This is a genomic window from Marivita sp., assembly GCF_048006345.1.
Lineage (GTDB): Bacteria > Pseudomonadota > Alphaproteobacteria > Rhodobacterales > Rhodobacteraceae > Marivita.
Window position 1 is genome coordinate 1,182,172 of record NZ_CP180351.1, and the last position, 12,469, is coordinate 1,194,640.

Annotated in this window: 8 protein-coding genes and 1 pseudogene; 4 read left to right on the plus strand and 5 right to left on the minus strand. The window is 62.2% G+C overall.

The genetic code is table 11. From position 1 onward, the window contains the following. Positions 1-62: 62 nt before the first annotated feature. Entirely contained in the window at positions 63-1,145 is a 1,083-nt protein-coding gene (gene recA, locus ACMVPR_RS05880) for a recombinase RecA (RefSeq protein WP_292265736.1), read from the minus strand. Positions 1,146-1,326: 181 nt separating this feature from the next. On the opposite strand from recA, the gene ACMVPR_RS05885 reads away from it, so the two are divergent. Continuing rightward, entirely contained in the window at positions 1,327-1,938 is a 612-nt protein-coding gene (locus tag ACMVPR_RS05885) for a gamma-glutamyl kinase (RefSeq protein WP_416882090.1), read from the plus strand. Here ACMVPR_RS05885 and ACMVPR_RS05890 read toward each other — a convergent pair. The 3 genes and pseudogenes from ACMVPR_RS05890 to guaB all read right to left on the minus strand — a co-directional run. Next, a complete protein-coding gene (locus ACMVPR_RS05890) occupies positions 1,929-4,259 on the minus strand; it encodes an ATP-binding protein (protein ID WP_416882091.1) in 2,331 nt (776 codons plus the stop codon). The two genes, ACMVPR_RS05885 and ACMVPR_RS05890, sit on opposite strands and share 10 nt — an antisense overlap. Before the next feature lie 95 nt (positions 4,260-4,354). Next, positions 4,355-5,506, minus strand: a complete 1,152-nt coding sequence (locus ACMVPR_RS05895) for an RsmB/NOP family class I SAM-dependent RNA methyltransferase (RefSeq protein ID WP_416882092.1) — start codon at positions 5,504-5,506, stop codon at positions 4,355-4,357. Positions 5,507-5,629: 123 nt separating this feature from the next. Then, positions 5,630-6,972 (minus strand): annotated as a pseudogene (gene guaB / locus ACMVPR_RS05900) (IMP dehydrogenase); the annotation flags it as partial. 137 nt (positions 6,973-7,109) lie between these two features. Between guaB and ACMVPR_RS05905 the strand changes: the two are divergent. Together ACMVPR_RS05905 and ACMVPR_RS05910 are read left to right on the plus strand one after the other, a co-directional pair. Beyond that, positions 7,110-8,069, plus strand: a complete 960-nt coding sequence (locus tag ACMVPR_RS05905) for an agmatinase (RefSeq protein WP_416882093.1) — start codon at positions 7,110-7,112, stop codon at positions 8,067-8,069. A 96-nt stretch (positions 8,070-8,165) separates the two neighbouring features. Beyond that, complete coding sequence (locus tag ACMVPR_RS05910) at positions 8,166-9,317, plus strand: CaiB/BaiF CoA transferase family protein (protein WP_416882094.1); 1,152 nt, start codon at positions 8,166-8,168, stop codon at positions 9,315-9,317. A 329-nt stretch (positions 9,318-9,646) separates the two neighbouring features. On the opposite strand, the gene ACMVPR_RS05915 is transcribed toward ACMVPR_RS05910, so the two are convergent. Beyond that, the gene (locus ACMVPR_RS05915) at positions 9,647-10,114 is read right to left on the minus strand and encodes a DM13 domain-containing protein (RefSeq protein ID WP_416882095.1); all 468 of its coding nucleotides are present in this window, start codon (positions 10,112-10,114) and stop codon (positions 9,647-9,649) included. A gap of 161 nt (positions 10,115-10,275) precedes the next feature. Here ACMVPR_RS05915 and ACMVPR_RS05920 point away from each other — a divergent pair, with 161 nt between their 5' ends. Further along, positions 10,276-12,324, plus strand: coding sequence for an ASKHA domain-containing protein (locus ACMVPR_RS05920; protein ID WP_416882096.1), 2,049 nt, complete (start codon positions 10,276-10,278; stop codon positions 12,322-12,324). The last annotated feature ends 145 nt before the right edge of the window (positions 12,325-12,469 follow it).

Genomic DNA, 12,469 nt, shown 5'->3' on the forward strand with positions numbered 1-12,469 from the left:
CCGAGTATTCTCGGATTCATGTCTGAACCCGGGGCGTTTCTGCAGTCGCCATCTGCGTGAGATCAGTTGTCTATGATGTCGTCCGGTGTTTCGTCGTCATCGGACGAGGACATGTCGAAATCGAGCCCGTGAGCTGCGCGGATCTTGTCTTCGATCTCCAGCGCCATCGCGGTGTTTTCCTTGAGGAAGGTCTTGGCGTTTTCGCGCCCCTGCCCGATCCGTTCGTCGCCGTAGGAGTACCAGGCACCCGATTTTTCGACCACGCCGGCCTTGACACCAAGGTCGATCAACTCCCCGGTTTTCGAGATGCCTTCGCCATACATGATGTCGAATTCCACCTGCTTGAAGGGGGGTGCCACCTTGTTCTTGACGACCTTTACGCGGGTCGCGTTGCCGACCACTTCGTCGCGGTCCTTGATCGACCCGATGCGGCGGATGTCCAGACGGACCGAGCTATAGAACTTGAGCGCGTTGCCGCCCGTTGTGGTTTCAGGGCTGCCGAACATCACACCGATCTTCATACGGATCTGGTTGATGAAGATGACCATGCAGTTCGAGCGGGAAATCGAGCTTGTCAGCTTGCGCATCGCCTGGCTCATCAGGCGGGCATGCACACCGACGCTGCTGTCGCCCATATCGCCTTCAAGTTCGGATTTCGGGGTCAGGGCCGCAACCGAGTCGACCACCACGAGGCTGACCGCGCCGGAACGCACCAGCGTATCCACGATCTCAAGCGCCTGTTCACCAGTGTCAGGCTGGGAAATCAGCAATTCGTTCAGGTCGACACCCAGCTTTTTCGCGTATTGTGGGTCAAGCGCGTGTTCCGCATCGACAAAGGCGCAGACGCCGCCTTTTTTCTGCTCTTCGGCCACGGAATGCAGCGTAAGCGTGGTCTTGCCCGAGCTTTCAGGGCCGTAGATTTCGATGATCCGACCCTTCGGAAGGCCGCCGATGCCAAGCGCGATGTCCAGACCAAGCGATCCGGTCGATGTCGCCTCGATGTCGCGCATGGCATTGTCGCCACCCAGCTTCATGATCGAGCCTTTGCCGAACTGGCGTTCGATCTGGGCCAACGCCGAATCGAGCGCCTTTTGTTTGTTCGCGTCCCGCTTGCTGTCCATGGTAAGAAGATCTGCCGTTGCCATTGCTTTTGATCCTTATTCCACACCCCGTCCGGGGCGGCAATTGCTGCTTTTGTTCGCCTCTTGTTCTCGTGCTTTATGAGATCAAAACGCGAACATTTCAATGTTTATTTTCACATGCACTGTTGCGCGCTTTGGTTAAGGAGTGGTTTATGACGCCACAAAAAGGATCGGAGCGGCGCATATGTTGGTGTTTTGGAACGAACGGCTTGTGCTGTTGTCGGTGCCCAAGACGGGCACCCATGCCTATACGCAGGCTTTGAGCCCACGCGCGTCCATGGTGATCACCGATCCGCCCGAGCTCAAACACGCGCCGGTCTATCGGTACAATCGATTCTTCCGCCCCATGTTCGAGAAGATGGGAGCAGCAGAGATGGAGTTGGTGGCGGTCATCCGGGAACCGCTGGATTGGCTGGGCAGCTGGTACCGATACAGGCAGCGCCCGGCGCTTGACGGTCGGCCGACTTCGACCAAGGGGCACAGCTTTGACGCGTTTCTTAAAGCCAGTTGTGGTGACGCTCCGCCTGCCTTCGCCAATGTCGGCAATCAGGCAAAATTCGTCGAGGCGCGGCCCAACGGAACGGCGGTCTCGCATTTCTTCCGCTACGAGGATCAGGCCGGGTTGCGCGCCTTTCTTGCCGAACGCCTTGGTGATCTGCCCGACATTCCAAGCGTGAATGTTTCACCCCGTCTCGATTTGCAGGCCTCACCCGACGTCGAAGCCTTGGTGCGGCGGGAAAGAGCGGCGGAATTTACGCTGTGGGAGTCGATCCCGGTGCGGGGCCATCAGGGGTGAGTCTCTGCGCCCGGGGTTGGTGCCGGGAGTGTCGCCAATTGCTGATTGACGATCGAGGTCAGTTCCGTCAGCGAGAACGGCTTGGCCAGAAACGCCGAGGCTTCGATCCGTGCGCCCTGTGACTTGAACACGTCTTCCGCGTAGCCGGACATGAACACCACCGGCACATCCGGCCGCATCTTGCGGGCCTTGCGCACCCAGCTTGGCCCGTCGAGGCCGGGCATGACAACATCCGTTACAAAGACATCCACTTTGAGATCCGCGTCTTTCAGCAAATCAAGCGCGTCTTCGGCGGTGCTGGCTTCGATCACGCGGAAGCCGCGATGGGCCAAGGCGCGCGATGCAAAGGCCCGCACCGGCGCTTCGTCCTCGACCAGCAGCACAACCCCTTCACCGAACCGGGCCGGAGCAGCGCGTGGCGGGTCGGGCAGAACAGGCTCTTCGATCACCGGATCATCGCAGACGGGGAACATGACGGTAAAGACGCTGCCCTTGCCCAAGGTGCTGTCCACAAAGATGAACCCGCCTGTTTGCTTCACGATTCCATAGACGGTGGACAGGCCAAGCCCCGTGCCTTCGCCGGTGCGTTTTGTGGTGTAGAAAGGCTCGAACACTTTTTCGAGCTTGTCCGGCGCGATGCCGACCCCATCATCCTTGACCTGCACCACCACGTAAGCCCCTTCGGGCACCCGCGCGCGCCCGTGCTGCATCGGTTTGTGCAGAACACGCTCAGAGGTTTCGATCCGGATTGTGCCGCCCTTCGTCATGGCGTCACGGGCGTTGACGACCAAATTCAGGATCACCTGTTCCAACTGCCGCTTGTCGGCGCGAATGGGCGGCAGACCCGAGGCCTGGCGCAGATCAAGTGCCGTTTTTTCGCCGACCAGACGATTGAGCAGATGTGTCAAGTCCGACAGGATATCGCGCAATTCCAACCGTTCAGGCCGTAGCGTCTGCTTGCGTGAAAAGGCCAGCAGTTGCCCGACAAGCGCTGCTGCGCGATTCGCGTTCTGATGGATCTGAACAAGGTCGCCATAATCTGGGTCGCCTTGATCGTGCCTGAGCAGCAACAGGTCGCAATGCCCTGATATTGCAGTCAAAAGATTGTTGAAGTCATGCGCCACGCCGCCTGCGAGCTGGCCAATTGCCTGCATTTTCTGACTTTGAACAAACTGGGCTTCGAGGCTCTTGAGTTCGGTTGCGTCGTTCAGCACCGCCACAAGAAGTACTTCGCCATCTTCGACAACCCGCGCCAGCGTGACCTGAACAAAAACCTCTTTGTCCGGGCGCGTCAGTCTGAGGAATTCCGACCGCCCCAGCCCCTTGCCCGAGGCGGCATCGGCCAGCCAATCCGGGATCGCCCGTCCCAGCCCTTCCATCAGGTCGGCAAGGCTGTGAGTGCTTCCGTCATCAGCATGCAGCAAGTCGCGGGCGCAGCGGTTGGCTTTGCTGATCTCGCCGCGCGGCGTCACTTTGAGCAGCGGCACTGGCAAAGCCTCGAACCCCATGTCGTCAGGCGCTGTATCCGAGGGCTGTATGTTGGGCACAAACACCACTTCTTCGCGCCCCAAGCCTGCGGGATGCACGTTGATCGTGAACTCCTGCGCCTCACCGTGGGACCGCACGCGGTGGGTTTGACCCGGCCGCAAGGGTGGATCGGTGATCAGATCTTCGACAACCCGCACGCGGCCGCCCGCAAGGTCCCGTGCCGCAGCGTTCATCCAGAGAACCGTGCCACCGCGCCCGACGGTCATGCTGGGATAAGTGATCTTGGTTGCGGTCATCGGGTCGTCCCGCGCAAGCACCAGTTCGAGCCGCCACATCAGTGCTGTCGGGCCAAGTTGATGTGCGACGAGCCTGAGGTGCCGATCCTTCAGGACGATTTTTTCAGAACCGATCCCCTCGACCAAAGCGGCGCTTTGCACGCGATGGATGAGACCTGATGGATCGACAACGTGTTCACCCACGATGTCGCGCAGCATCCGTTCCGGGGCGATCTTGAAGGTTCGTGATGCGACCCTGTTGGCCTGCAATATCGTTCCTTGCAGATCGGTGACGAGGCAGGGCGTTATGTCATGTTCGACCAGCAACGCCATGTGTTTCAGAGATTTTGCCGTAGACCACATTCGGATTTTCTGGTGTACGACCAGAACGAGACACGCCAATCCGAACGCCGCTGCGGTGGCTGAAAGTCCGGCGCGGACAAGGTCGTCAGGCGCGATGATCGCCAGACCAGCGCTGCCCAGAGCACTGGCCAACAGCCATGCAGCGGCGGGCCATGCAAGTCGGGATGCGGGTACAAAGCGGTCGTATACGGTCATCGACAAAGCCCCAAGCACAAAGGTTCCCTGTCTTTAGACCGCATGAAACTTAAGCGACACTTAACGGGAATGCACGCTATAGTTGTATTTTGGAGTCAGGTTTTTGTCAACGTTGCAACGAAGAAGCCGTCACCGCCCTGAGACAAGTCAAATCGCTGTTGCATTGCGACGCGCCATTCGGAGTGGCGGGACAGAAAACCGTCGATCTGCGCCTCGTTTTCGCAGGTGAGCACAGAACATGTCGCATAGGCCAGCGTGCCACCGGGGCGGACAAGTCCGGCGACCTGATCAAGGATCTTTGCCTGAATTCCTGTCAGTTCGTCCAAACGCTCGGGGGTGAGCCGCCATTTGCCTTCGGGTGACCGCCGCCACGATCCGCTGCCGGAACAGGGAACATCACAGAGAACAAGGTCATAGGTTCCCTTGGGCCGGTCGACCCGCGTCACGGTGGCCCCGGCACGCTCGGCTCGGTCCGGCAGGTCCGACATCCGGCGTGGGTCAGCATCATGCGCATCGACCGGTCCACGCAGGCGCGCGGCCAAGGCGAGTGTTTTGCCGCCTCCTCCGGCGCAAAAGTCGAGGCAGCGCATCCCTTCCGTCAAAGGCAAGGCGTCAACCACGGCCTGGCTTGCCACATCCTGAAGTTCGACCCATCCGGTCCGAAAGGCTTCGGTCTGCGACAGGCGCCGCGCGCCCTCGATCACTTCGAGCGCGGTTTCGGACAGCGGGTGCGGCACGGTTTCGATCCCGTCTTCAAGCAGCGCGGCCTGTGCGGAGGCAAGGTCGGTTTTCAGCAGGTTGACCCGGACAAACACAGACGCGCGATGGCGCAGGGTTTCGGCTGTTGCATCAGCTTTGTCGGACAAGCTGCTGAGAAATCGTTCATAAACCCAATCGGGAAGGTCCAGTGCTTCGGCTCCGATTGGCGGATGGCCAGCCTCGCGCTCTTTCTCTGACAAGGGGCTCAGCGCATAACCGTCGCCGATAAACACCGCGTCCGGATCTTCACCGATTTGCCGCAGCCTGCCAAGGACACGCGCGCGGCCGGTTTCGCCGCCACCAAGTGCCGCAGTGCTGCGCCAGCAGCGCAGAATGTCATAGACATGATCGCGAATGGCCGCACGATCCTTGGAGCCCGCAAAGCGCGACTTGCGCGCCCATGTGGTCAGCGCCTTTTCCGCCGGATCTCCGGCAGCGATCTGATCAAGGATGCTCGCAGCGGCAGCCCATCGTGCAGCGGGAGTCATTCGCGTGCGTCAGTCCGCTCAGGCCAGCCGGTAATTCGGCGACTCGCGCGTGATCTGAACGTCATGCACATGGCTTTCCTTAAGACCGGCCCCTGTGATCTTGACGAACTGGCAGTTGTTTCGCATCTCGTCGATGGTCGCACAACCGGTATAGCCCATGGCCGCCCGCAACCCGCCCACCAACTGGTGCAGCACCGCGCTGGCCGAGCCTTTGTAGGGCACCTGCCCTTCGATGCCTTCGGGCACCAGCTTGTCACTGGCGGCGTCCTTCTGGAAATAGCGATCCGCCGATCCACGCGCCATGGCGCCGATGGAGCCCATGCCGCGATAGGCTTTGAAGCTGCGACCCTGGTAGAGGATGACCTCGCCGGGGACTCGTCCGTACCTGCAATCATGCTTCCCACCATGGCGCACGAGGCACCTGCCGCGATGGCCTTGGCGAAATCGCCCGAGAACTTGATGCCCCCATCGGCGATAACCGGAATGTCGCCTGCAGCGCGCGCGCAATCCATGATCGCGGTCAGCTGCGGCACACCCACGCCTGCCACCATGCGGGTGGTGCAGATCGACCCCGGTCCGATGCCGACCTTGACCGCATCGGCCCCTGCATCGATCAGGGCGCGGGTCGCCTCGGCTGTCGCCACGTTGCCAGCGATCACCTGCACTTCGTTCGACAGGGTCTTGGCGCGGGTGACCGCCTCCAGGACGCCGCGAGAGTGACCATGCGCCGTGTCGATCACCACGATATCCACGCCTGCGGCCACCAGCGCCTCTGTCCGCTCGAACCCGGCATCCCCGACAGAGGTGGCGGCCGCCACACGCAACCGGCCCAGTTCATCCTTGCAGGCAGTCGGGTTCAGCACCGCCTGCTGCGTATCCTTCAGGGTCAGCAGCCCGGTCAGCTTGTCATTGCCATCCACCACCAGCAGCTTTTCGATGCGGCGCGATTTCATCAGGCTGATCGCCTCGTCGCGGTCGGCAGGTTCGCGCAGGATCGCCAGGTCCTTGGAGGTCATCATCACGCTGACCGGCGTGTCGTCCGAGGTGGCAAAGCGCATGTCGCGGTTAGTGACGATGCCCACCACGCGGCCCTGCTCATCCACCACCGGGAAGCCTGTGAAATTGTACCGCTCGATCAACGCTTTGGCATCCGCCAGCGTCTGATTGGCGCGCAGGGTCACGGGGCTGTAGACGATGCCGCTCTCGAACCGTTTGACCCGCCGCACCTCGCGCGCCTGCTGTTCGACGCTGAGGTTCTTGTGGATCACCCCCATGCCGCCGGCCTGTGCCATGGTGATGGCCATGCGGCCTTCGGTCACCGTGTCCATGGCGGAGCTCAGCAGCGGGATGTTCAGCGCGATGCGTTTCGTCACCCAGGTGCGGGTGTCGGCGGTGGACGGAAGAACCTCTGACGCCCCCGGCACCAGCAGAACATCATCAAAGGTGAGAGCCTCGCGAATCTCCATCGGAATCCCTTTCCACGGACAGCATCGTTAGGCACGTCCCTATTGCATGGGTTGCCCTTGGGGGAAAGCCCCAATCCGCTCTTTACGGCGGCAAAGCGGTGCCGCAGTCTGGCGTTGGATCAACTGGAGTGACACCCATGGCACATGGATACGAGGCGGGACGCCTGAACCTGCCCTTTACAGGCATCTGTACCTTTGCCCGCAGCCCGTACCAGCCGGACTGGGGCAAGATTGACGCCGATGTGGCGATCCTTGGCGCGCCCTTTGATGCAGGCACCCAATGGCGCGCGGGTGCCCGGTTCGGCCCGCGCGGCGTGCGTGAGGCATCGACGCTGTTCAGCTTTGGCCATGCCGGGGCCTATGATCACGAAGACGACGTGACCTATCTGGCCGACACGCGGATTATCGATCTGGGCGATGCAGACATTGTCCATACCGACACTGTGCAAAGCCACGCCAATATCCGCAAAAGTGTCGAGGCGATCCGCAAGGCGGGCGCTTTGCCCGTGGTGATCGGTGGAGACCATTCGATCAACATTCCCTGTATCGATGCGTTCGAGGGCGCGGATCCGCTCCACATCCTGCAGATCGACGCCCATCTGGATTTCGTCGACGAACGCCACGGCGTGCGCAACGGCCACGGCAACCCGATGCGCCGCGCCTCTGAAAAGGCGTGGGTTTCGGGTATGACGCAGGTCGGCATCCGCAATGTCAGCTCTACCGCGCGCGAGGGCTATGAGGATGCCCGCGCGCGCGGGTCGGACATCCTGTCGGTGCGGCAGGCCCGCAAGCTTGGCCCCGAAGGTGTGGCAAGCCGCCTGCCCCAAGGTGCGCCGGTTTATATCACCATCGACATCGACGCTTTCTGCCCGTCGATTGCACCCGGCACGGGCACCCCGAGCCATGGTGGGTTCCTCTATTACGACGTGCTCGAACTGCTGCAACAGGTGGCTCGCAAGCACGAGATCGTTGGGATCGATCTTGTCGAAGTGGCCCCAGATTACGACCCGACAGGATCGACCTCGATCCTCGCCGCTCAGGTTTTGATGAACCTTCTCGGCTTTGTCTTTCACGCGCGAGGGCAGCGCGGCGGATAAGCCCAAACGACGGGTTTCCGCCGACCCATCACAGCCCTGTTGCACTTGTTGGGTCGGCTGCGTTCACTTGGAAAAAACCGACTCGGCAGGCACACCATGACCAAACCGCTCGCAGGCATCACGATCCTCGACCTCACCCATGTGCTGGCCGGACCATTCTGTTCCATGACGCTGGCCGATCTGGGCGCGCATGTGATCAAGGTGGAACGACCGGGCGCAGGCGACGACACGCGCGCCTTTCCGCCCTTTGCCAAAGGCAAATCCGCCTATTTTGCGGCCATCAATCACGGCAAGAAATCCATCGCGCTGGACCTCAAGAAGGAGGAGGATCGCGCGATTTTCGAACGGCTCTTGCCGCGTGCCGATGTCATCCTTGAAAACTACCGCCCCGGCGTGATGGAGCGGCTGGGTTATGGATGGGACGACCTGCATGCCGAGTACCCGCGCCTAATCTACGGCGCGGTGTCCGGCTTCGGCCATACCGGGCCCGAGGCCAAACGTCCCGCCTATGACATGGTTGTGCAGGCACGCGGCGGGGTCATGTCGATCACCGGCGAAAAGGGGCGCGAGCCTGTGCGGGTGGGTGCCTCCATCGGCGATATCGTGGCGGGCATGTACCTGAGCCAAGGTGTGCTCGCCGCGCTGATGGACCGTGAACGCAGCGGTGTTGGTCGCAAGGTGGACGTGTCGATGCTGGACGCCCAACTTGCGATCCTCGAACACGCCATCGCCATCACCTCGGTTACCGGAACGCCTCCCGTGCCGACAGGGGCGCGGCATCCGTCGATCGCGCCGTTTGAGACCTTCCATGCCTCGGACGGTCTGTTCGTGATCGCAGCCGGGAACGACGTGCTGTTCGAAAAGCTCTGCGTCGCGCTGAACCTGCCTTTGTCTGACGATCCGCGCTTTGCAACCAATCCGGCGCGGGTGGAAAATGCCCGCCTTCTCAAGCGGTTGATCGAGGCGGTGACCCTTGACAAGACTCGCGCTCATTGGATCGCCAAACTGGGCGCAGCGGGCATCCCAAGCGGTCCGATCCAGGACGTGGCGCAAGTGATGCGCGATCCGCAGATCCTCGCCCGCAATATGGTGGTGGACGTGCTTGACCGCAATGGACGCCCTGCCTTCAAGGCAGCAGGCAACCCGATCAAGATGTCTGGCCTTGGCGATCCGACGGTGCGCCCCGCTGCTCCCGATCTCGACGGAGACCGGGGTGAGATCCTGCGCTGGCTTGAGGGCAAGGACTAGGCGCGTTCAAACGTGCTTGCACGCCACCGGACGCAGGCTTTCTAAGTCTTTAACGCCTCTGCGTCACCTTCTGCCGCACAAAAGCTTTTGAGCGGGAAGGGTCACTCCCATGCCGCGACACCAGAACTGACATTGCTCTCGAACGCCCCGGTGCGGGGACGACCATGAGAGACCGGTCACACTAGGCCCCGTCACCGGGGTACAGGTCCAAAGCCACGGCTTTGTTAGCACGAGAGAACGGTCAGGCCCAAGGGGCGGCGCCGCTTCCACTCAGGACAGATGATCCAGACGCCCTGCCCGGCCCTGCCGCGGCGGGGTCGTCCTGCGCGCTATTTGTACTGCCCGGCGGTGATGAACTCGCCAAACGCCTCGCACCAGACCACAACCGTGTTGTAGTCTGCCACGTCGACACCTTCCGGTACTGCAAGCAAAAAGCCCGAAAAGGATTTCACATCCCCGATCAGCACCGCCTCGGCCTTGATCGGCTCGAACGCGTCCTCGTGGTCGACGAATTCCTTGGTCAGGTAGAGCTTGTAATCCGGTCCCGGCGCCAGCTTGCCCTCATGCACGATCTCTTCGGGAGTGACGCTGATCATGCCCTCGTCCCAGTGCAGGAAATCGCTGCCGCGCAGATCGCGTGTCAACTCAACCGAATACAGCGCGCGGGACGCTTTTTCCTCAAGCATACCGGCATCCGGCGCAGGCGCGGCGGTCAGGATCGGCAGGATGTAGATGCCAAGCGCGAGACCGGCGACAAACGCCGCGCCATGGGTGATGAGACGGAACAGGTTACGCATGGGACACTCCATCACAAAGTCGTCTTCACTCTTGCACCGGGCGTCCAAGCCGGTCAACGCCGCATCCCATGCCGCTCTGCATAAACATTATGACGCAATTCACCTTTTTCCCACCGCGCGGAACGCTATGGTCCCGGTCAACAAAGGCCAGAGAGAATCCCATGTCCCAACAAGACCCGCTCGTCGTCTTCACCCCCTCCGGCAAACGCGGCCGGTTCCCTGTCGGCACCCCGGTGCTGACGGCCGCACGGCAATTGGGCGTGGATCTCAACTCCGTCTGCGGCGGGCGCGGCATCTGTTCAAAATGCCAGATCACGCCCGGCTATGGCGAATTCTCCAAACATGGCGTCACCGCAAAAGAGGGCGCTTTGTCCGACTGGAACGCGGTTGAGGCGCGGTATGACGAAAAGCGCGGGCTGAAGCCGGGGCGTCGTCTGGGTTGTCAGGCCAAGGTTCAGGGCGACATCGTGATCGACGTGCCGCCCGAATCCCAGGTCCACCGTCAGGTTGTCCGCAAGGCCGCCAGCGCGCGGGTGATCGAAATGGACCCGGCCACCCGGCTTTACTACATCGAGGTCGATGAGCCCGACATGCACACCCCCACCGGTGATCTGGAGCGCGTCGCCCGTGCGCTCAAGGACCAGTGGGAGATCGCACAGATCACTTGCGCCTTCCCGGTGCTGTCCCGCCTGCAACCCGTTCTGCGCAAAGGCAAATGGGCGATCACCGTGGCACTCCACAAGACAACCAAAGACGCCACGCCGCAGATCATCGCCGCATGGCCGGGGCTGCACGAAGGCGGCCTCTACGGCCTTGCCATCGACCTTGGCTCCACCACCGTCGCGGCGCATCTGACCAATCTCGACACAGGCGAAGTCGTGGCCTCATCGGGTATCATGAACCCGCAGATCCGCTTTGGCGAAGACCTGATGAGCCGCGTTTCCTACGCCATGATGAACCCCGGCGGCGATGCCGAGATGACCCGCGCGGTGCGCGAGGCGATCAACACGCTGGCCGAGGAAATCGCCAAAGAGGCGCAGATTGACCCCTCTCTCATTCTGGAAACCGTGTTCGTCTGCAACCCCGTGATGCACCACCTGCTCCTCGGCATCGACCCGGTAGAACTGGGTCAGGCGCCCTTTGCGCTCGCCACATCGAACCACCTCAACCTGACCGCCCGCGATCTCGACCTCACCACCCTGCCCGCTAGTGCCCAGATCCACCTGCTGCCCTGCATCGCGGGCCATGTGGGGGCGGATGCCGCCGCTGTGGCGCTGTCGGAACAGCCTGGCAAATCTGACGATCTCGTGCTGATCGTCGATGTGGGCACCAATGCCGAGATCCTCTTGGGCAACACCACCCGCGTGCTCGCCTGTTCCTCGCCCACCGGCCCCGCCTTCGAGGGTGCGCAGATCTCATCCGGCCAGCGTGCCGCGCCCGGTGCGATCGAGGCGATCCGCATTGACCCCGTCACCAAGGAACCACGCTTCCGCGTGATCGGCTGTGACAAGTGGTCGGACGAGGACGGCTTCTGGGACGAGACCGCCGCCACCGGCATCACCGGCATCTGCGGCTCTGGCATCATCGAGGCGGTGGCCGAGTTGCGCATTGCGGGGCTGCTCGACCCCTCGGGCCTGATCGGATCGGCGGCGCAGACCGGGACCGACCGCTGCTTTGCCGAAGGCCGCACCAACGCCTACCTGATCCACGACGCCACGGCCGAGGGCGGCCCGCGCATCACCGTCACCCAAGGCGACATCCGCGCGATCCAGCTGGCCAAATCCGCGCTCTACGCGGGCGCGAGGTTGTTGATGGACGAGATGGGCGTGGACGTGGTGGACCGCGTAGTGCTGGCAGGCGCGTTCGGGGCGCATATCAGCGCCAAACATGCGATGGTGCTCGGGATGATCCCGGACGTGCCGCTAGACAAGGTATCAAGCGCGGGCAACGCCGCTGGCACCGGGGCGCGCATCGCGCTCTGCAATCTGGCCGCGCGGGCCGAGATCGAACGCACCGTGCGCCAGATCACCAAGGTCGAAACCGCCATCGAGCCGCGCTTTCAGGAACATTTCGTCGCCGCCAACGCCATCCCCCACGCCACCGACCCGTTCCCGGAACTGGGCAAGGTGGTGACTCTGCCCGTCGTCGGGTTCAACACGCAGGGGGATGGGAGTGACGGCGGTCGGGTGCGGCGGCGGAAGCGGGGGTGAAGGGGAAGCCTCGCTGTAGGGTGCGTGATTTCACGCACCTTGTAGGAATGTAAGATGATGGTGCGTGCGAGCACGCACCCTACCAGACCTCTACGCCAGACATTCGAAACCCCGCCGTCGCGCAGCGGCGGCGACGCGTCCGCCC